Origin of the sequence: Acinetobacter sp. YH16052 (assembly GCF_013417155.1) — a bacterium.
Classification (GTDB): Bacteria; Pseudomonadota; Gammaproteobacteria; order Pseudomonadales; family Moraxellaceae; genus Acinetobacter.
Genome location: NZ_VPEO01000020.1, coordinates 18,208 through 39,524, shown reverse-complemented (window position 1 = coordinate 39,524; position 21,317 = coordinate 18,208). Strand labels below are relative to the sequence as shown.

The 21,317-nt window shown below is 42.3% G+C and carries 19 protein-coding genes and 1 pseudogene; 5 read left to right on the top strand and 15 right to left on the bottom strand.

The genetic code is table 11. The features are described from left to right. Nucleotides 1–218 precede the first annotated feature (218 nt). From FTV42_RS12865 to acnD, 9 genes are all read right to left on the bottom strand, one after another. Nucleotides 219–1,151, bottom strand: a complete 933-nt coding sequence (locus FTV42_RS12865; protein ID WP_180038990.1) for a DUF4041 domain-containing protein — start codon at nucleotides 1,149–1,151, stop codon at nucleotides 219–221. Between the two features lie 585 nt (nucleotides 1,152–1,736). Further along, entirely contained in the window at nucleotides 1,737–2,402 is a 666-nt protein-coding gene (locus FTV42_RS12860) for a pseudouridine synthase (protein ID WP_180038989.1), read from the bottom strand. 84 nt (nucleotides 2,403–2,486) lie between these two features. After that, on the bottom strand, nucleotides 2,487–3,200 hold the full coding sequence (locus FTV42_RS12855) for an SIMPL domain-containing protein (RefSeq protein WP_005266007.1): 714 nt from the start codon (nucleotides 3,198–3,200) through the stop codon (nucleotides 2,487–2,489). A 120-nt stretch (nucleotides 3,201–3,320) separates the two neighbouring features. Beyond that, a complete protein-coding gene (locus FTV42_RS12850) occupies nucleotides 3,321–3,569 on the bottom strand; it encodes a DUF6868 family protein (protein WP_180038988.1) in 249 nt (82 codons plus the stop codon). A gap of 530 nt (nucleotides 3,570–4,099) precedes the next feature. Further along, the gene (locus FTV42_RS12845; protein WP_004281730.1) at nucleotides 4,100–4,363 is read right to left on the bottom strand and encodes a hypothetical protein; all 264 of its coding nucleotides are present in this window, start codon (nucleotides 4,361–4,363) and stop codon (nucleotides 4,100–4,102) included. 113 nt (nucleotides 4,364–4,476) lie between these two features. Then, nucleotides 4,477–4,698 (bottom strand): hypothetical protein, encoded by a 222-nt coding sequence (locus FTV42_RS12840; protein WP_180039000.1) that lies wholly within the window; start codon nucleotides 4,696–4,698, stop codon nucleotides 4,477–4,479. 149 nt (nucleotides 4,699–4,847) lie between these two features. Further along, nucleotides 4,848–5,225, bottom strand: coding sequence for a hypothetical protein (locus FTV42_RS12835; RefSeq protein WP_180038987.1), 378 nt, complete (start codon nucleotides 5,223–5,225; stop codon nucleotides 4,848–4,850). 267 nt (nucleotides 5,226–5,492) lie between these two features. Beyond that, nucleotides 5,493–5,636 carry a zinc ribbon-containing protein gene (locus FTV42_RS12830; protein WP_004645925.1) on the bottom strand — a complete coding sequence of 48 codons (144 nt, stop codon included), beginning with the start codon at nucleotides 5,634–5,636 and terminating at the stop codon, nucleotides 5,493–5,495. Nucleotides 5,637–6,161: 525 nt separating this feature from the next. Beyond that, a complete protein-coding gene (gene acnD / locus FTV42_RS12825; RefSeq protein ID WP_180038986.1) occupies nucleotides 6,162–8,780 on the bottom strand; it encodes a Fe/S-dependent 2-methylisocitrate dehydratase AcnD in 2,619 nt (872 codons plus the stop codon). 514 nt (nucleotides 8,781–9,294) lie between these two features. On the opposite strand from acnD, the pseudogene FTV42_RS12820 reads away from it, so the two are divergent. Then, nucleotides 9,295–11,427 (top strand): annotated as a pseudogene (locus FTV42_RS12820) (multicopper oxidase family protein). A gap of 114 nt (nucleotides 11,428–11,541) precedes the next feature. Next, on the top strand, nucleotides 11,542–12,267 hold the full coding sequence (locus tag FTV42_RS12815; protein WP_180038985.1) for a folate-binding protein YgfZ: 726 nt from the start codon (nucleotides 11,542–11,544) through the stop codon (nucleotides 12,265–12,267). Nucleotides 12,268–12,319: 52 nt separating this feature from the next. Here FTV42_RS12815 and FTV42_RS12810 read toward each other — a convergent pair whose 3' ends face one another. After that, nucleotides 12,320–12,565 carry a hypothetical protein gene (locus tag FTV42_RS12810; RefSeq protein WP_005106153.1) on the bottom strand — a complete coding sequence of 82 codons (246 nt, stop codon included), beginning with the start codon at nucleotides 12,563–12,565 and terminating at the stop codon, nucleotides 12,320–12,322. A 263-nt stretch (nucleotides 12,566–12,828) separates the two neighbouring features. Between FTV42_RS12810 and FTV42_RS12805 the strand changes: the two genes are divergently transcribed. After that, complete coding sequence (locus FTV42_RS12805) at nucleotides 12,829–13,626, top strand: tetratricopeptide repeat protein (protein ID WP_180038984.1); 798 nt, start codon at nucleotides 12,829–12,831, stop codon at nucleotides 13,624–13,626. An 82-nt stretch (nucleotides 13,627–13,708) separates the two neighbouring features. On the opposite strand, the gene FTV42_RS12800 is transcribed toward FTV42_RS12805, so the two are convergent. The 3 genes from FTV42_RS12800 to FTV42_RS12790 form a co-directional block, all read right to left on the bottom strand. Further along, complete coding sequence (locus FTV42_RS12800) at nucleotides 13,709–14,635, bottom strand: AEC family transporter (protein WP_180038983.1); 927 nt, start codon at nucleotides 14,633–14,635, stop codon at nucleotides 13,709–13,711. A 60-nt stretch (nucleotides 14,636–14,695) separates the two neighbouring features. Then, nucleotides 14,696–15,805 carry an NADH:flavin oxidoreductase/NADH oxidase gene (locus FTV42_RS12795; protein ID WP_180038982.1) on the bottom strand — a complete coding sequence of 370 codons (1,110 nt, stop codon included), beginning with the start codon at nucleotides 15,803–15,805 and terminating at the stop codon, nucleotides 14,696–14,698. A 92-nt stretch (nucleotides 15,806–15,897) separates the two neighbouring features. Beyond that, nucleotides 15,898–17,163, bottom strand: coding sequence for a carbohydrate porin (locus tag FTV42_RS12790; RefSeq protein WP_180038981.1), 1,266 nt, complete (start codon nucleotides 17,161–17,163; stop codon nucleotides 15,898–15,900). Between the two features lie 399 nt (nucleotides 17,164–17,562). Here FTV42_RS12790 and mutM point away from each other — a divergent pair, with 399 nt between their 5' ends. Next, entirely contained in the window at nucleotides 17,563–18,423 is an 861-nt protein-coding gene (gene mutM, locus FTV42_RS12785) for a bifunctional DNA-formamidopyrimidine glycosylase/DNA-(apurinic or apyrimidinic site) lyase (RefSeq protein ID WP_180038980.1), read from the top strand. Further along, on the top strand, nucleotides 18,420–18,704 hold the full coding sequence (locus FTV42_RS12780) for a peptidylprolyl isomerase (protein ID WP_004281718.1): 285 nt from the start codon (nucleotides 18,420–18,422) through the stop codon (nucleotides 18,702–18,704). Before mutM ends, FTV42_RS12780 begins: the two co-directional genes overlap by 4 nt. A gap of 74 nt (nucleotides 18,705–18,778) precedes the next feature. Here the strand turns inward: FTV42_RS12780 and mscL are convergent, their stop codons facing one another. Together mscL and typA are read right to left on the bottom strand one after the other, a co-directional pair. Beyond that, nucleotides 18,779–19,219 carry a large conductance mechanosensitive channel protein MscL gene (gene mscL, locus FTV42_RS12775; RefSeq protein ID WP_180038979.1) on the bottom strand — a complete coding sequence of 147 codons (441 nt, stop codon included), beginning with the start codon at nucleotides 19,217–19,219 and terminating at the stop codon, nucleotides 18,779–18,781. Between the two features lie 177 nt (nucleotides 19,220–19,396). Beyond that, entirely contained in the window at nucleotides 19,397–21,235 is a 1,839-nt protein-coding gene (typA, locus tag FTV42_RS12770; protein ID WP_004281716.1) for a translational GTPase TypA, read from the bottom strand. Between the last annotated feature and the right edge of the window lie 82 nt (nucleotides 21,236–21,317).

The window sequence follows — 21,317 nt, the reverse complement described above, 5'->3', positions numbered from 1 at the left end:
TTAGCTGATTTTTGTACAATTATCGAGATACAGACAAAAAATATTATCTTTTAACCATAAATAAACATATGATTTTTATAAATATAAAAATAAATAAGGGGATCAATATATTCAAGATTCCTCAAGGCCAAAAATCCTGAAAAATATCAGGATCTAAACCAACTTATGGCATTCAGAATACTCTGGTAAAAATCTTCTAGACCTATGAGTGTCATGATCTAAGCGATGTATGGATGCAGATGATCTTGTTTCAATTGCAACACCAGTGCAGCAAACTTGAGCTCCTCTAAACGCAGATCAAGATAGGATTCTTGAATCATCGCCTGACTCAGTGCCTGCCCGGTATAATTCAGCAAGACATAATCATCCTTTAAGGCTTGCAATATCTCGCCCAGATTTTCTGTGCTTAATTGAGAGAGATATAAATCTGCCTTACAGTTGAAAGCCAGACTCAGGATTTCAATAGTACTTCGACGGCGATTATCGTCGACATAATTACAGCTCGCCACCTGCTGTTTTTCTATGGCCTGTTGAATTCTGTCACGGACATTGCGTAAATGCCGAACCGCATCCGTTTCGCCATAACCCTCAATCAGCTGCTCTAAAACCTGTGTTGCGGGAAGCTGCAAGCCGAAGCGCTGGGCCTGTATTTTATGCTCTAAAGCACTCAATACCTCTTGCAAGCGATGCTGTTGTTTAGCCTGTTCATAATAACCGTGCAAACTTTGTCGGGCCTCCTGCTCAACCTCGGCCACGACCTGCGCCTGAAACTGGGCAAGATAATCTTTTACTCTTGTGATATAGGCTTTGAGATCATCGATCATGATCGAAGCATCCAGCTTGGTCGCTTCAACAAAGTTTTCGGCCTGCAAAGTCCGGTTAATAATATATTGCTCGATATCCCAGATATCCTGATATTTTTTATATTTATTCAGCGCAATGTTTAAACTGCCATTCTGTAGCCGCAATTGGGTGATTTCATAATTCAATTCATCGACTTGAGTTTCATAATCTGCCAATTTGCTGCGGGAATGATCCAGGTTTTCCTGTAAAAACTGGATATTGCTGCGTAATGAGGCCTGTACCTTCAAGCTCCATAGCAATGCACATATTAAAATACTCGCGAGAACGAAGAGAGCCATACTGAGCATCGTTCTTTCCTTTAACCCCGGGCAGCGCCCTAAACCATCAAATTAAAAATTTATTATAAAGTCATGATTAATTTTGCATCACTTCGGACAGATAAGCAAAGCCGTTGATCACCACTAAGTCATTCATTCATTTTATTTTTCTACAAAATATTTATGTACAAGTCATGTATGACTGACTGCTTTCCGGCTCAAGTCAAATCCATTCTGAAACAACTTACGATATTTTTTATATCAAAAGATATAATTTAAAAGTTTAAAAATAATAAAAGCAAAATTAAAAAACCTGAAAAATAAAGATATCAGGCCTATAGCGAGAGATAAAAGAATAAAAATTCTCTAGGCTCATCATCAAGAGATAAACCGAACATTAAAATTTATATTCTGCAGTAACAGCCGATCAGGCAATGGATCAGTAGAAAATTTCATTTGAACATGCTTATAAAGCCACTCATTTCCACGCTGTTATCGAAATAAATTCTCACACTTTTTTATTCGGATTGCCCAGTTTAAGAGCTTGATCCTGATCATATTTATGAGCTTAAAAAGCATGTGTCCGGTTGAATCTAACTATTAAGCAGAATCAAATTAGAATGGTATGTCTGCCTTAATTTCGACCGCAACACCACTCAAAGGCTGGGTAAAAGCCAAATAACTGGCATGCAAGGCCATACGATTTAAAGGACTGCGCTGGGGTTCAGGATGATAAATTTTATCGCCAGTAATGGGATGACCGATATGCAGCATATGCACTCGTAGCTGATGGGAACGGCCGGTAATGGGGGTCAACAACACCCGACTAATGTCTTGCTGGGGTAGATATTCTAAGGCCTGATACAAGGTTTTGGCGGCCTTGCCCAGTTCAAAATGCACCATCTGACGCGGACGGTTTTCCCAGTCGGTAATCAAAGGTACTTCGACGCTGCCCTCACCCTCAAGTTTGCCTTGTACCAGCGCGACATAATTTTTAAGTACCGTGCGTGCCTGAAACATTTTACTCACTGCCACTTCTGCATCGCGGTGTTTGGCAAACATCAAAATACCGGAGGTGGCCATATCCAGACGATGGGTAATTTTGGCCTGCGGATACTGGTTCAGAACCCGCAAATAGGCACTGTCATGATGTTCAGGTAAACGCCCCGGAACCGACAATAATCCGGCCGGCTTTTCAATTACCACCAGATCATCATCTTCATAAACGATATGCAGTGGTTCTTGCGGTGGACAATAGACAAAGTCATGGTTGATGGGCATTTTAAGGGTACAGCATCTGGAATAATGCGCGCAAAATAACAAGCGGCTTCTAGGCTGTCAATTACCGTGCTTGACCAGCTCAGCTTAATCTGCCAGATAATAATCGACCGTCGAGACCACGCGTACTTTTTTCAAATACGGCGTATTGCTGTCGCGATCTTCAATACTAAACAGCCCCTGATTGGCGGACTTGATTTTGCCCAGACTGCTTTTTGAATCTGCAGCAAATTTTTCTGCCACACTTCGGGCATTTTCGGTGGCTTGTTCAATCATCGCCGGCTTGATGTCATTCAGCTTGGTAAATAAATATTCCGTTCTTTGCCCAGAATCATCCCCTGCAAAGGCAATGCCTTTTCTGCCCAAGGCCACCAGGCGACTTTGTGCCGCGCGTACTGCATCTATTTTGTGGGTATAGACGGTGATGGTCTGGCTGGCGGTATAACGCAGTGCGACATTGGCATCCCCGCCATATTGCTGGGCATATTTATCAGTAATACTCGGTGAAGCACTGGTAATTTCTTCCACGCTAAATCCTTCATTTTTTAAGAAGGTCTGAATTTCCTGGGTATTGGTTTGCATGGTATCGTACAATTCAGCCAGATCCTGACTGCCGGCATTAAAGCGGATTGGCCATACCGCCACATCGGCTTTGACTTCACGTTCCGACAAGCCTTTGACCGAAACTATACGTTCATATTGTTTAATTTTCAGCGCGCTATTACCCAGAATCCATCCGGCAATAATCATCCCTAAGCCGATCAAGGCACCTAAAATAAGGGCCGGTTTGAATTGATTCATCCTTCAACTCCTTTGAAATCTTTTTTCGTTCTTATTGATCCTGTCACGCTATCAAGTAGCGATAAAATGATACTAATCCAATCTTATTTTTATCACTTGAAGATTTAATCAACCTAACACTTAACTTTGATTCATCAGATAGATTGCAATTAACGGCGTCAGGTTAAACAGCAGAATGCCAATTTTATACACAGCCATTCCTGAATAATGAATCACATCGAAACTGGTATCTGACAGCTGAAACCATTTTCCATGCACCTGCTTCATCCAGTTTCGAGCAAAAATAAAGACCATGAACCAGATCATGAGAATGACATAATTAATGAGTGTGCAAAACAGTAAAAAACGGCACCAGATATCGAGATTCATGAGGATTCCCCTAAGGGGCAACTGATGTTTTTAAAATAACAGATCAGGTTGAGAAATGAAGGGCTTATTTGTATCTTGCTTAGCTGGATATTTTTATTAAATTCATGATTTATATTTATTTTAATTTTTAATTCTACGTATATTGCTGGAGAATTTTTTAGGGTGTTGGGAAAACTCGCAATGGTTTACTTCAACTATCATTCTTTGTAAGACCTGATCTTATAGCCTATAAACTTTTGGTCTATAGCGTCCTAAGCCGAATCGAGACCTTTTGGGTTCGTACTGCACTCGCGTTTTGCGCCGCTCACAGCATGCTACTCTTTCCGATCCCATCACACCCTTGAAAGCTATATTAGGCAAAGATGGACGGGATTAATTTCCTATGTTTTTTTAATTTGCATTAAATCTGAAAATTTATTTCACTATTAACCCACATATAGAGAAATAAATTCCATTTCCAATTTTTTATGCTTTTTTATTCGCCAAAATGAGACTTTATTGCAATTTATATTCAGGACAGGATTGCTATTTTATTGAAAGAATGTTCCCTGAATCCATTGCGCACTAAACCACCAGGCACTAATCGCGGACATCCCGCACAGAAGATTGGCCAAGACCTTGTTGAGCCTGGTCAGTTCAGAACTATAAATTTTCAGGTTAAGCAGGTAAGCGATCACAGCGTAAAACGAGCCAATCGCGCCCCCGAAAAGAATCAAGATGAGCGGCCATGCGGAATAGAAATGGGCTTTTTTATCTAATTTTCCTGACTCTGGTGCGTGCTGTTGAATATCCATAGTTGATAGCCCTCTTTTTAATATATGCACTTGCACTATTTCTAGGCAGGTATTTACTCTTTAGAAAATATTTGCCTTCTAGGACTTTCACTGAAGCAAGAAGCAGACCAGTTTTATCGTACAAAGAGCTGTCGGGTATGATGATTGATATAGGCATTCAGACCATCGCCATATTGAGCGAGCTGTTTCATGTTTTCGACATGCTGATAACCGGAACTGCTATAGCTATAAGTATAAACTTTCGAGTTTTTCTTAAATTGAACCCGAATAAACTCGTTACCAATCTCGTAATTGGCAACACCTGAGTCATGATTAAGATCAAGATAATGTTGCAATTGAGCTGCCCTAAACATTGTGAATCTAGAGTTTTATATGGGGTTTTATTGGTTAATTTTCAAACAATAATATTTTAAGAAAATAATAAAATCTATAAAAAAAATATCCCATTATTTAATGGGATATTTTTTAAATCGGAGTGAACTATTTAACAATTAGGATCCACTACAAAACTTGTCTGGCTGAACTTTTGCCATGCACCAGTAGCAGCACCATCCACAACGAGAATAGAGATAATTCCCCAATCCAAGAAAACACCTAATAAAGTTGTTGGATCAAAAGTTTTTTGTGGAATAACGATGTTGGTTTGGCAGCCTTGCTTCTCTGCTTTAATTACATAATTTTCTTTCTTTTTGAAAGTGTAGACTGTATTACGCTGCCCCATATATTCTTCATTGACATATAACTTAGCCAATTCATCATTACTACGGATATTCACAGTTTGGGTTGAACCATTAAACATCGTGGCACAACCTGAAGTAAATAGGATTGCACTGCCTAATATTAAAGCTGTAAATTTTTTCATTGTTTCCCCCCGGAAATCTAACCTTAGTTTTAAGTGGTTAGCTAATTTTTAAAGCAGACAACCTATACCTTTTATACTAAGAGTTCAAATAGTTTTTTGAATTTATTATAATTTTTTGCTTTAAACTAAGATTCCTCCCAACATAAAACTGTTTTCTCATAATAATCTTTTATTTCTATGTATGAGATTTGGATACCACAGCAAAAAGCCCTATCGAGTAATAGGGCTTTCGTTCAAAACAGAGGGTAACTGTTTGAGTTGTTTTGCTTAGGCATTCTTATTGTTAAATTGATTGCCTTGGCATTTGGTACACGGTGGTAAACGATCAGTACCAATTTCTAAGTAGGTGCGGTGTCCGCATTGAACACAAAAATAGAAGCCTGTTCCGGGTTTTTCGCCAGCAGTAACCATCTTTGTTCTCCATGGTTTTAGAAATGGTCTGTCTAGTATAACCCTCCAGTGATGAATGTCTATTGTCCATTTTTGTAAATGATGGTGGCATTTGGGCGAAGTAGTATTTCTAATTATTATTTAGTAACTCATTAATTAAGTAATAATTTATTATTTTTTTTCAAGTTAACTAGTTTAATAACATTGAGATAAGTGATGCATAAGGCCAAGTATAGCGCAGTGCGTTAATACAAAATTATCACCATAGCCATATGAAATTTTATATTCCCTTAAAGTTATAGACGTCTTTAATCATTGAGGAAGCTCAATTGCTTAAGTATAAAAAGAAAAGTACCTGTTTGTATTTTCTTGATAAAGACATTAATGCTCTAAATAAAAACCCCACTTCACAGTAGGGTCTTTTTAAACAACTTCAATAATTTTAACTTCACCCTTGCGAAGCAATGCTTCTTATCATTCAAAAAGATGAGAACTCCCTCCTTTTAAAAAGGAGGGTTGGGGTGGATTAAAAAGAAGTAACTTAAATCAAGCCACATTCCCTTCCAGGAAATCCTGTGCAAAGCGTTGCAATACCCCACCCGCTTCATACACATGTACTTCTTCTTCAGTATCCAGACGGCAAGTGACTGGTACTTCAATAATCTGGTTCTTACCATCATCGGTTGAACGCTCAATTACTAAAGTTAAAGTCGAACGTGGCGCAATATTACCAATCACGCTATACAGCTCTGTACCATCCAGCTTCAATGTTTTACGATCTGTACCCGGCTTAAACTCAAGCGGTAACACGCCCATACCCACCAGGTTGGTACGGTGAATACGTTCAAAACCTTCAGCGACAATGGCTTCTACACCTGCCAGACGCACACCTTTTGCTGCCCAGTCACGGCTAGAACCCTGACCATAATCCTTACCGGCAATAATGATCAACGGTTGTTTACGGTTCATGTAGATTTCAATCGCTTCCCACATCCGCATCACTTCGCCTTCAGGTTCCACACGCGCTTTCGAACCCTGCTTGATCGTGCCGTCTGAACGCACTACCATCTCATTAAACAGTTTCGGGTTGGCAAAAGTCGCACGTTGCGTCGTCAGGTGATCACCGCGATGCGTTGCATAAGAGTTAAAGTCTTCCTCAGGCACGCCCATTTTTTTCAGGTATTCACCTGAAGCACTGTCGAGCACAATGGCATTCGAAGGCGACAAATGATCAGTGGTAATATTATCGCCCAAGATCGCCAGCGGGCGCATATTTGACAAGGTACGCGGTGCAGCCAAAGCCCCTTCCCAATACGGCGGACGGCGAATATACGTACTTTGGGGACGCCAGTCATACAGCGGACTTGTTGCCTTTTCATTCACCCCCAAGTCGAACATCGGAATATAGATTTTTTTGAATTGTTCTGGTTTTACAGCAACTTTTACCAGCGCATCAATTTCTTCATCCGATGGCCAGATATCTTTTAGATAAATCGGGTTGCCGTCTTTATCAGTACCAAGTACATCTTTTTCGATGTCAAAACGAATCGTACCGGCAATCGCATAAGCCACCACTAAAGGTGGTGAAGCCAAGAAAGCCTGTTTCGCATATGGATGAATACGCCCATCGAAGTTACGGTTGCCCGAAAGCACTGCTGTAGCATATAAGTCACGGTCAATAATTTCCTGTTGAATCTTTGGATCGAGTGCACCCGACATGCCGTTACAGGTGGTACAGGCATAGGCCACGATACCAAAGCCCAGTTTTTCTAAATCTTTAAGTACGCCTGCTTCTTCCAAATACAAGGCAGCCGCTTTAGAACCCGGTGCAAAAGAAGATTTCACCCAAGGTTTACGCACCAAGCCCAATTCATTGGCTTTACGCGCCAGTAAACCTGCCGCCACGGTATTTCGCGGGTTAGAGGTATTAGTACAAGAGGTAATCGCCGCGATAATCACCGCACCATCTGGCATCAAGCCTTCTGCTTCTTGCGCGCGAGCTGCTTCTAAATTACCGGCAATACCTTTTTCTTTCAGGTCAGATGTCGATACTCGTGCATGCGGATTCGATGGGCCAGCGATATTACGTGTCACAGTCGATAAATCGAAACGCAGCACACGTGGATATTCCGCTTGAGTCATATCCGATGCCCAAAGACCAATTTCTTTGGCATAAGTTTCGACCAGTTTGACTTGCTCAGGTTCACGGCCGGTCAAAGTCAGATAATCAATGGTGTTCTGGTCGATATAGAACATCGCAGCCGTTGCGCCATATTCCGGGGTCATGTTGGAAATCGTGGCACGATCACCCACCGACATGCTGTCAGCACCTTCACCAAAGAATTCTAAATATGCGCCAACCACACGTTCTTTACGCAGGAATTCGGTTAATGCCAAGACGATATCGGTTGCGGTAATGCCCGGCTTGCGCTGACCCACCAATTCCACACCAATAATATCCGGCAGACGCATCCACGATGCACGGCCCAGCATCACGTTTTCGGCTTCCAAGCCGCCAACACCAATCGAGATCACGCCCAATGCATCGGTATGTGGCGTATGCGAATCTGTACCGACACAGGTGTCCGGGAATGCCAGACCATCACGGTTTTGAATCACCGGAGACATTTTCTCCAGATTGATCTGGTGCATGATGCCATTACCCGCAGGAATCACATCGACATTTTCAAAGGCAGTTTTGGTCCATTCAATAAAATGAAAACGGTCTTCATTACGACGGTCTTCAATGGCACGGTTTTTCTCAAACGCATCCGGATCAAAACCACCAAACTCAACCGCCAGTGAATGATCGACAATCAGTTGGGTTGGAACTACCGGATTGACTTTAGACGGGTCACCGCCCTGATCGGCAATCGCATCACGCAAACCAGCTAGATCAACCAGTGCCGTTTGCCCCAAGATGTCATGACACACTACACGTGCCGGATACCAAGGAAAATCATGTTCCTGTTTACGCTCAATCAGCTGGCGTAAAGACTGTTCCAGAATGGCAGGATCACAACGACGCACCAACTGCTCTGCCAGGACTTTGGAAGTATAAGGAAGTTTGGCATATGCGCCTGGCTGAATATCTTCTACGGCCTGTCGCACGTCGTAATATTCCAGCTGGGTGAATTGCAGCGGTTTACGGTAGTTGTTGTTCATAAGCTTGCCTGCCCTCGTTTATCTCTATTTTTATTCATCAATAGATATTGATGAGTTACTTTTGTAATAGCAGCATTGTACGCTGCACAAATAGCATTTCCCAAATTTTATATTTTTCAAATACTTAATTATAAAAATCGGTATTTTCGCAAAAATTTGTTACATAGACTTTAGAATTTTTGCTTTAAAGCGGTCTTTTGCTAAAAAAATCTGAATAATTCGCCTTATTCTTTAGTCTTATGTTGCAAAATATTTCTCTAAATTTTTATTTGATTATTACCCTAAACCACTAATATAACTAATAAATAATTAATTTTATGTGCATTTTTCTAAAGATAAAAAAATATAGTCGCACCGGTTTTTAGATGCCTGTTCTGCCGCCGCGTTTAGCAAAATTTCAATCCCCTAATTTGGGATAGCAGATTTTCTAAAACTGTCAGAACCTCAGTGTGACGCATGTCACGTTATTCACAATCCTCACATTAAAACAATAACCATAACAGGCAGAACTGAAATGTTGAAAATCGCAATATTCGGAGCTATAGCTGCCATTTTGACGCTCTTAGCTCGCGGTTGGGATGGAACAAAAAATCCATCACCACCGTCCAATCCATCTAACCCGTCCCAACCCTCTCATCCCTCACACCCAATACATCCACCCAAGCCATCACATCCCGTTCCGACAACATCAGACAGCTTGATTAGCAATCCACCCCTATTACCAAAAAGTGCCAAAGGCAAATATGAGCTGATCGTGGCCTATAAAACCAGCAAATTCTATAACCCCAGAAACGGCTTATGGGATCAGGTGCTGCTGAGAGGCTATCTAACCAAACCCAGTTTATTTGATAAGAAAAAAACTGGTGAATATGTTGAAGACCAATTGGTCGGGCCACAGATTCGGGTCAAACAGGGTGAAACCATGGCACTTAACCTGAATAACCAGCTGCCACCCGAGTCAGAAACAACCTGTCCAACTCATGTTGAGAATGTAAATGAACCACACTGCTTTAATACCACCAACCTGCATACCCATGGCTTCTGGGTCAGTCCTCAAGGCAATAGTGATAATGTTTTCCTGAAATTCAAACCTCAGGAAAAATTTGATTATCAGTTCAAAATGGAACCGAATCATCCCGCAGGGACTTACTGGTATCATGCCCATCTGCACGGTTCAACTGCTCTTCAGGTGTCGAATGGCATGGCAGGTCCATTGATTGTTGAAGGCTCAAGAACACCAAAAGTCAAAAATGGCAAAGTCACCTCAACTGGAGATATGGATATTCTATGGAAAGAAAAAAACAGTTACCCGAACGAAAACATCCTGTTGTTCCAGCAAATCCAATATCGCTGTAGCAACCCCGATCCTAATATCACATTCGCTGTTCCCAATAACTGTGAAGGTGTAGGTATAGGCATGCTGGAAAATTATAATGACCTCGCTGCATTTGCCTCCTGGGGCGACAATAACTACTACACCTCTATCAATGGTAAAATTTTAGGTGAGATCAAAGCAGAACAGAATCAGTTTAACCGCTGGCGCATGATTCATGGCGGTGTACGCGATACCATTGGTTTAATCATTAAGGAAATTCCTAACTCCAGTAAATTTACTGCAGAACAAACCATTAAAGCCTGTACAGTCTATCAGGAGGCAGACAAGAAAGCTGAATTTGAGAAACTGAATAGCCTGAATGTGCATACCATCGCGCAAGATGGCTTGACCATGAATCATGTACAGACCAGAATCCTGTCCGTGTTCCATCCAGGCTATCGTCATGATGCAATGGTCGCCTTTCCGACCACCAATAGATACTGCCTTTTTGACACCAAATTGAATATCGATGATGAAATTAACGCGCCATTACCGAATGTAGGTCCTCAAATTGCTCCAAATCATCGCCTCAATGCCCAACTGCTGGGATGAGTCAATGTAAAAGCAGCCAAGACCAAAGCTCAGACTGCTGCCCAGTTCCTGAAAGATCGGGCACAAAAAATTGGGTTAAGCAAAGACCTCCAGAGCCAGTTATCTCAGCTTAATCTTTCTGCGTTTAGTGATCATCCATCATTGATGATGCCGGAAATTGATAAAGTAGTTGCTGCCCGACCAAAACAATATAGTGCTTTTTCGCTCGGTTCCGACCCTAGAACTGGCGTATTCAAATTTGGCTTCCGGCATAAAAAAGATGGAGATACACTGAGTTTCGGAGATTTCTTTGATGGAGATGGTTCAGTGGATAGCGAATATGTCCGTCAATTACAAGTTGGACAGACTGATGAATGGGAACTGACCAGCGCTGGTTTTGGTGGTCATCCGTTCCATATTCATGTTAACCCGTTCCAGATTGTTAAAATTTTGAATCCTCAAGGTAAGGATGTCAGTGAGGCAGTGGCACCAGAAGATCCGGTGAATCCAGTTCTGGATGATGTGCAATACCGTGGCATGAAAGGACAGTTTAAGGACACGCTTTTTGTAAAACAAAACTATACCTATATTGTCCGCAGCCATTACAAGAAATTTGAAGGTGACTTTGTACAACATTGTCATATCCTCGACCATGAAGATCAGGGCATGATGGAAACCGTACGGGTCTGTGGAGGCAAATTCCCTTGCGATTCGCCATTACCGGCTAACCATCACCACTAAAGATCCGCTCGCTAAAAGCCAATGATTTCGATTGTTGGCTTTTTTGTTTGCCTCTATTTGATGCTTGCTGCACAATAACTGCATTGATTTATAGTATTCAAACCGGGGCTTATTATGGCAGCGTCTCCTGCTTTTACATTGTTTAGTCTGAATGGTGTAGATGCACAAAAATTCCTTCAAGGTCAGGTGACTTTGAATACTGAAACTTTGGCGGAAAACCAGACCCGCTATACTGCAATCTGCAGTCTGAAAGGACGCACTCAATTTGGCTTATGGCTTAAAAAAATCAGTCCGGAAAGCTTTGAAATCGTGAGCATTGCAGATCAGGCTACGGAACTGGCCAATCATATTAAGAAATTTGGCGCCTTTTCAAAAATGAAACTGGAACTGGTTGGTCCGGTTTATCCAGCCGTTAATGGCATTCATACTGACTTTATGGCGACTGAAACCGATGTAACGATGTGGGAACAGCAAGCTATTGAATCAGGTCAAGCCTGGATTCAGGCTGCCACCGCGACCCTGTTTCAACCACAAGAATTACGTTTGCATCAACGCGAAGGCATTCACTACGATAAAGGTTGCTACCTGGGTCAGGAAGTCATTGCACGCTTGTGGTTTAAAGCCAAGCCAAAACACTGGTTACATCTGGTTCAAGGCACAGGTGTCGCGCCTGATGTTGCGACCAAACTGAGCAATGATGTTGAAATCGTCAATAGCATCACGACTGATACCGGTTATAAAGCACTCGTGGTCGCAAAACCTGAGGCATTGACTGAGCTAGGTCTAGAAGTTCTGGAACTTCCTGAAGCCTTAAGTGGTGATGTGGCGCGTCCGCAATAATGACTACTTAGCACATAAAAAAAGCCAAGATGAAATTCTTGGCTTTTTTGTTTTAGAAACCATGAAACAGCTTGTTCATGTCTTTCACGACATAATCTTTGAAATGATAGGCCCGCGCATGCTTGGCATCAAACTTTGCCGTGAGTTCACCTTTTTGAAAGATATATACTCGGTCTTCCTGACTCATCAAAAACTCTGCCCCAAGTTTCATCAGCAGCGCATCAATCTTGTCTTCATCGGCAATCGATTCATCAGCATTGATTCTGTCATAGTGACGTTTAATAGTTTTGACAAACATGGTTAAATCCTGGGAGTCTGATTCAAACCGAGATTTAATCAGAGAAGTCGGCTGAAGCAAAGCAATCCTTTTGATATCTGCAAGATTGATCAGAAACCTGTCCGAATCATGCATTGATTTAATCGGTGTATTGTGCTTCGATGATTTGTATTTAGTGACAAATTGTATATTTACAAAGCACAAAATCCTTTTATGATGTAAGTGAAAATGATTAAAATCGCACCAAGGAATAAGGTGCCAGCAATAATAAGGTTATAGGAACCATGAAAAAATTAGTACTCGCTACAGTTCTTGCCGTTTCTGCGCAATTCGCTTTGGCAAATACCGTAAAAGATCAAGTCGATCCCCAATTCCAAAAAGTTGAGGCCATGGTCAAAGCCAATAATTTTAAAGGTGCCTATGACGCTTTGAATCAATTGGCCAGTCAAGGAAATGCCCAAGCTTTATATAACTTAGGCTATTTGACCCAGACCGGCCAAGGTACAGCCAAGGACGAGAAAAAAGCCATTCAGCTCTACGAGCAGGCAGCCAGCAAAGGCTATCCGGTGGCCAATTATGTACTGGGTAAAAATTATGCAGCCGGCACACTCGGACTCAAACAGGATTTGACCAAAGCCAAACAGCATCTGGAACGCGCTTCGGCAGCCAAATTTGATGATGCCAGCATTGATCTGGCCATACTGCTGTTTTCTGAAAATACAGCAGCATCGAATAAAGCCGGACTGCAAAAGCTGCAACCGTTGATCAGCAAAGGTAATATGCAGGCCATTCATGCCAAAGCCTTATATGACATCAGCAGCGGTTTCAAAAACAAAGATGAAAAACCGATTCAGCAAGGCCTAAGCAGCATTCAGGAACTGGCAAAAAAAGGTTATATTCCGGCGCTGATGGCAGTAGGTAATATGTTTGCCAATGGCAGTATTGTTCCGCAAAACCTGCCAGAAGCGAAGAAAATCTTTGCTGCATTGGCGCAGCAAAATGTTCCGCAGGCCAAGGAATCTTTAGCAGCAGTAGATAAAATGCTGGCTGAACAGAAAAAAGCACCTGCGAAGAAAAGTTAAGTGAACCGATAAAACTCAAACATAAAAAAGCCCCATGCAATTTGGGGCTTTTTTTGTGGTGGAGCATCCATCTTCTAAAAGATTATCCCCACCACAAGGCAATTAAGCCACTGGTCACGATAAAACCGGCAATGGTACTCATCAACAATGGCGTTAAAGTTCGATCATTCAGACCATACGCCTGTCCCAACATGCCAAAAATCGTCGGCATCGGCAAAGCGGCAATGAGCGTACCGGCATGGACCATTTCCTGACTTAAATCAGTTAACTGGCTCAGTCCCAGATACATCAACAGCGGCATCATGATATTGCTGGAAAATACCAGATAGAAACTTTGCAGATTGACATATTTCAGGCTCATTCCCACGATCCCGCCGCCAATGGCAAACAAGGCCAATGGTGAGGCTGTCTGACCAATCAAAGCAAAGACCTGATCGAGATAGACTGGAATTTTAATCTGGAAAACCGCACAGGCCATGCCGAGCATAACCCCCATAAATAAGGGATTCTTCAGCAAGGTCAGCAGTACACTTTTCAAAATGGCGCCAAGATTTGCCTGATGTTGTGTGCCCAGCGCCGCCATGACCAGCACCAGCGGAATCAGCAACACGCTTTCAATGATGACCACCAAAGAGGTATAGGTCATCGCCTGTTGCCCGATCAATAAGCTAAGCACAGCTGTACCAATCAGGCCGGTATTCGACATTGCAGCGCCCAGCGACAGCACTGCACTTTGCGAATGCGTATTCTGAAAATGACGGCGCATGATCGAGAAACCGCTACCATAGAGCAGTAAGGTCACGCTGCTATACACGGCAAAGTATTCAAAATACCAGATTTCATGCAGGTCTTTGGAGGCAAGGGACTGAAAGAACAGCAAGGGCAAGGCTACTTTAATCACAAAAGCACCGACCGTCCCCACCTGTTCTTTGTTTAACACTTGACTCTTTACAGTCAGATAACCCAGTGCCAACAATAAAAATATGGGCACAATGACCGCAAAAATCATAATGCAGTATCCTCTTGCCAGTGATATTCCATTATAAGAATTTCTGAGACTAAAGCAGTGTTAAAAAGGCTCAAACAGGTGATTCAAACCATGCGGTGCACAGCGCAGATATTGCGGTGAAATTTTGATTTTTTCCTCAAGTGCTGCCGCTGCATGCCAAGGCCAATGTGGATCATAAAGAATGGCACGAGCCAGTGCGATGGCATCAGCTTGACCTTTTTGCAAAATATCTTCTGCCTGCTTAGCTTCAGTAATCAAACCGACGGCAATCACGGGAATACTCACGACTTTCTTGATCGCGTCTGCAAAAGGCACCTGATAATTCGGCTTCACATCGATGTTCTGTTTAGCATGTAAGCCGGCACTGGAAATATGAATATAAGCAGCACCCGCAGCTTCTAGTGCTTTGGACAATTCAATTGAAGAATCAATGGTCCAGCTATCTGGCTGATCCATCCAATCGCTGGCCGAAATACGTACTCCAATCGGATAACCTTCTGGAACCGCCGCTTTCATGGCTTGTAATACTTCCAGAGTCAGGCGAATCCGGTTCTCCAGTGAGCCGCCATACTGATCATTACGTTTATTTGAAAGTGGTGACATGAACTGATGCAGTAAATAACCATGCGCTGCATGCAGCTCAATTAGGTCAAAACCAGCCTCAACTGCACGTTTGGCACTTTCTGCAAAGTCAGCAACGACCTGCTCAATTTCCGACTGGCTTAAGGCCTTAGGTGGATGCTCATCTGCCTGAAAAGGAATATCACTGGCAGAAACAGTTTGCCAGCCATGTGCTTCATCCGGCTTAAACTGACCTTTACCTGCCCATGGTTTATCTGTTGAGGCTTTACGTCCGGCATGTGCGAGTTGAATAGCAAAAGGCATCGGGGAAATGGATTTGAGTTTTTCCAGTAAGGTCTTGATCTGCATTGCCTGTTCGTCATTCCACAAGCCCAGATCGGCATAACTGATCCGGCCTTCTGGCTGTACCGCAGTCGCTTCGACAATACATAAACCTGCACCCGATAAGGCATAGTTGGCCCATTGCTGCTCGTGCCAATAGGTAATTTCCCCCTGCTCTGTTGCAGAGTACTGACACATCGGCGCAATTACGATTTTATTTTGAAGTTGCAGTGATCCAAATTGAATAGGTTGAAATAGTAATGCCACGCTGTATTTCCTCTTTTTATTGCACAGTTTCACTCTAGAAATAAAAACAGGCTCCCAAGAGCCTGTTTAGTTATAACGTGAATGATCAAACTTTAGAAGATGATTCGTGTAGTCAAACCGAGTACCAGTGCATCATCCACATTGTTGCTTGAACCTGGATTAATGACATATTGCAGGTTTGGACGCAGCATTAGCCACTTTGTTGCGTTATAGCTATAGTTCAGTTCAATATTGTATTCTGCACTCGCATCAAAATTCAGATTCTTGATCCGGTCATTAATATGCACACGGTTGACCGCCAGACCTAAAATGTCGTTCGGTTGGCTGTCCGCAAGACCGATATATTTCACACCAATTTGTTGTGAATTATCTACTTTGTTAGTATCGCGGTCATGCCAGGTAAAGTTGGCAAATGAATGCAAACCCTGACGGCCCTGACCTATAGACGTTAACTGCTGTTCTACAACTAACCAGCCTGCAAAGGTACGGTTTTTGGCATCAGTAGGATTGGCAATATCTTTTTGGTTGGCAACATCATCGGCCGTATTATACATTCCGCCGACCCGGTAGCTGCCTGGCAAGCCGTTCACCCATGATTTCGGTGTCCAGATGACTTCTGCCGGAATCGTCACGCCATCGGCATGGTCGGTATCCAGACTCCAGCCCTGACCTTCTTTAGCGCCATTACCATTATCTGGATTAAACTCATACACACCGACTTGTACTGCAAGTTCAGGATTGAGTTGCTGCTTCACGCGCGCACCCCATTGTGCTACAGGCGTATTCATCCAGATATTGCCCTGCCATTTTCCCATTTGCGCTGCACAAAATGCAGTACTGGCAAAATCACAAGCCATGACATTAAAGTCCATGCCCAGACCAAGACGACCAGCCTTAATACTGAGTCCCTGCTCTTTATAATTCTTTTCAATAGACAGCTCGCTCAGACGGCTATCCTGATTACCACGTCCGAAAGTACCTTGTACATTGGCCAGTTGCGGTGCACTAGGATCCTGCAAGTCACGGACAGAGGTACTTTGACCCTGACGTGCACTCATCACGGCACGTACAGTGACGCCATTCCATCCTGCCAGCTTTTCCATATCCAATTGAGTACCCAACCATAATTGGGCAGAAGTTAAGGGATCTGCGCCCTCATTACCACCACCATCAGCAAGATAGGCAGTATCAGTTAAAAGATTGGCTTCAAATTTAATTCCCTGTTGGGCCAGTTCTGTACGTTGACCATTCCAGTCCCCCAGTAAATACTGACGACCTTGTGGATCAAATGCAGATTCCGCCTGAGCGGTTGTCATGGCAGCCATTAAAGGCAATAGAGCTAAACCTAAATATTTCATGTAAAACCTAAACATTCGGAGAGAAAAACAAGCAAGGTTTTTAAATTGCTATTAGGTGCATGAATTTACATAACTTTTCATATAAATTCCCAGCATTTTTTTTATTACTCATTAAACTTTTAGTTATGCCTTAAACATAAAAATATAATTTTTATTTTAATAAGCTTAAATTATTTATATATTTTTCATTAGTTTATAATGTATTGATAATTTCCATTCGATTTCCTCCTAAGAAAATTCGCTATAAAAACATAGAAACCTAGTTTATTCTTTAAACAATTCCAGCTTAAATAAAGATGAAATCCCCAGTTATTTTCCAGCGATTTCAACCAGATTAACGCTTGCAATCCCGGCCAATTCACCCAATATTAGCTGCATCTCCCTCGCCACTGATGTGTTATGCCTGAATTACCAGAAGTTGAAACCACCAAAACCAGTTTATTGCCTTTATTGGAACAACGCGTAAAACGTGTTGAAGTGCGTCAGTCAAGCTTACGCTGGCCTATTCCGGATAATATAGAAAAACTGGTGGGGCAAAAATTACTGAATCTCACTCGCCGTTCTAAATATATTCTGGCGGAGTTTGAACACGACACCATGCTCTGGCATTTAGGCATGTCGGGGAGTTTCCGTCTATGCGATGGCAATGAAGAATTACGCAAACATGACCATCTGATCATTCAGTTTGATGATATCGAACTGCGTTACCATGACCCTCGCCGTTTTGGCTGCATCCTTTGGCTAGATGCACAATCACAAAGCAAATTGATTGACACGCTGGGGCCAGAACCCTTAAGCGAGAACTTTAATGCCGAGTATTTATTTGAAAAATTGAAGAATAAAAATATTGGCACCAAAGTTGCAATTATGGATAACCATGTGGTGGTGGGCGTAGGCAATATTTATGCGACCGAAAGTCTGTTTAATCTGGGGATTCATCCTGCACAACCTGCCTCTACATTGAGTTTTGAGCAGATTGAAAACTTAGTACTGGAAATCAAGCGCATCTTGAAACAGGCAATTGATCTGGGTGGTTCAACCTTAAGAGACTACACCAATGCTATGGGCGAAAATGGTTATTTCCAGCAAACCCTGCTGGCTTATGGCCGTGCCGGTGAGATGTGTGTGAACTGCGAGACCACACTTGAAAATATCAAATTGGGACAACGGGCTTCAGTTTTTTGTCCTGAGTGCCAACCTTTGAAAAAGATTCATCTCCCTATCAAAAAAGTGGCAACTGTACGAGGGGAAAAGTCATGAAAACAGCCATTGTGCGTCATATTCTGGTTAAAGATAAAGAAACCGCTGAGCAGCTTAAAAAGAAGATTTTAAGTGGCGCCGACTTCAATAAAATCGCAAAACAGTATTCAACCTGTAATTCTGCCAAACGTGGCGGTGAGCTAGGTGAAGTGAAGAAAGGCCAGCTGGTTCCAGTGATTGATAAACTGGTATTTACTGCCGCTGAACGTGTATTACATGGTCCGGTCAAAAGCCAGTTCGGTTTTCATTTGGTCGAAATCAAGTTTCGGATGGATTTTTAATATTTATAAATCCCTCCTTACCTCCCTTTGACAAAGGAAGGAGTTCCCCCTTTATAAAAAGGGGATTAGAAAAATTAGACTTGAGGTGGACGCTTTTTCAATTCATCACGAATTTCACGCAGCAATTCAATATCGGCTGGGGTAGTCGGAGTTTCCTCGACTGGGCCTTCTTGTTTACGTAAACGATTCATGAATTTAACCAATAAAAATACGACCCAAGCCAAGATTAAGAAATTAATTAAAATCGTTAAAAAGTTACCGTAAGTCAGTACATTCACACCCGCCTTAGTCAAGGCATCTAAAGATTGTAAATTGTCTGGGTTTCTTCCTAAGATAAAGAATTTTTGCGTAAAATCGACGCCACCACCGGTAATCACGGTAATTAAAGGCATAATGATGTCTTTCACCAATGAATCGATGATCTTGCTAAAAGCGCCACCGATGATGACACCAATCGCCAGATCCATCATGTTGCCTTTGATCGCAAACTCTTTAAATTCTTTAATAATGCTCATAACCGCTCCCATATTTTATTTTCAAGTTTTGGGTCAAATTATACCTGAATAAATACTTTTAATTTTGACTTAGTTTAATGCGTTTTAGTAAATTGTGATCTAAGCATAGCGTAAATATAAAAAAACCGTAATCTTCGAAAAGATTACGGTTTTTGAAAACCCGAAATAATCTAGCGATTATTTACCTGAACGGTTACGTTTACGTTCATTTTCAGTCAAGAAACGCTTACGGATACGGATTGACTTAGGTGTTACTTCTACTAATTCATCATCTTCAATAAACTCAAGTGCTTGCTCAAGTGTATATTCAATCGCAGGAACAAGAGTCAACGCATCGTCAGTACCAGAAGCACGTACGTTCGTTAACTGTTTTGCTTTAGTCGGGTTAACTGTCATGTCGTCTGAACGAGAGTTAATACCGATGATCATACCTTCATAAACTTCTAACTGTGGTTTCGCGAATAGACGACCACGGTCTTGAAGTGTGAACAGTGCATAGCCCAAGCAAGTACCTTGAACCATAGAAATCAGTACACCGTTTTGACGTTTTGCAACAGTACCTTGCTTCATTGGACCGTAGTGCGAGAAGCTAGACGTCATGATCCCTGTACCAGAAGTCATGGTCAGGAATTCAGAACGGAAACCAATCAGACCGCGTGAAGGAACAGTTGCTTCAATACGGATACGGCCTTTACCGTCAACTTCCATATTGGTCATTTCGCCTTTACGGTGACCCATTTGTTCCATTACAGCGCCTTGGTGCTGTTCTTCAACGTCAAAAGTAACGTTTTCGTATGGCTCTTGTTTTTCACCATCAATTTCTTTGATGATTACTTGTGGACGAGATACGCCCATTTCGAAACCTTCACGACGCATGTTTTCAATAAGAACTGAAAGGTGAAGTTCACCACGACCAGATACTTTGAAACGGTCTGGACTATCAGTATCTTCAACACGTAATGCTACGTTGTGAATCAATTCGCGGTCTAGACGTTCACGGATATTACGTGAAGTTACGAACTTACCTTCTTTACCAGCAAACGGTGAGTTGTTTACCTGGAATGTCATCGATACTGTAGGTTCATCTACAGACAATGGCGGTAAAGCTTCAACATTTTTCGGATCACAGATGGTGTCAGAAATGTTGAGTGCATCGATACCTGTTACACAAACGATATCGCCTGCAGAAGCTTCTTCAACGTCAACGCGATCTAGACCATGATAACCCATGATTTTTAAGATACGGCCGTTACGTGTTTTGCCATCTTTATCGATTACAGTTACTTGTGTGTTTAATTTCACTGAACCACGCTGGATGCGACCAATACCGATAACGCCTACGAAGCTGTTATAGTCAAGTGAAGACACTTGCATTTGGAATGGACCGTCAACATCAACCGCTGGTGGTTCAACGATGTCTACGATCGTTTGGAACAACGGAGTCATATCTTCAGCAAGTTCTTCTGGAGAAGGACCAGCAACACCACGAAGGCCTGAAGCATAAACAACTGGGAAGTCTAACTGCTCGTCAGAAGCACCTAAGTTATCGAACAGATCGAATACTTGGTCAATTACCCAGTCTGGACGCGCGCTTGGCTTGTCGACTTTGTTAATAATCACGATTGGTTTTAAACCACGTGCGAACGCTTTTTGCGTTACGAAACGAGTTTGTGGCATCGGGCCTTCTTGTGAGTCTACAAGAAGAAGTACGCAGTCAACCATCGACATTACACGTTCAACTTCACCACCGAAGTCGGCGTGTCCCGGGGTGTCCACGATGTTAATGCGGTATTCAGTATTGGTACGTTCATCTAACCATTTGATTGCAGTGTTTTTTGCAAGAATGGTAATACCACGTTCGCTTTCAATAGCGCCAGAATCCATGACACGCTCGATCTCACCCGCGCGATCACCGAGAGCACCTGATTGTTGCAAAAGTTTGTCTACAAGAGTGGTTTTACCATGATCGACGTGCGCAATAATGGCGATGTTACGGAGAGTTTTAATATCTGACATGTAAATTCAATGCGTATGTAATTTGAGGGCAAATTATACAGAAAAATACAAAACTTTTATAGTCACTGTAACCACACTCCTC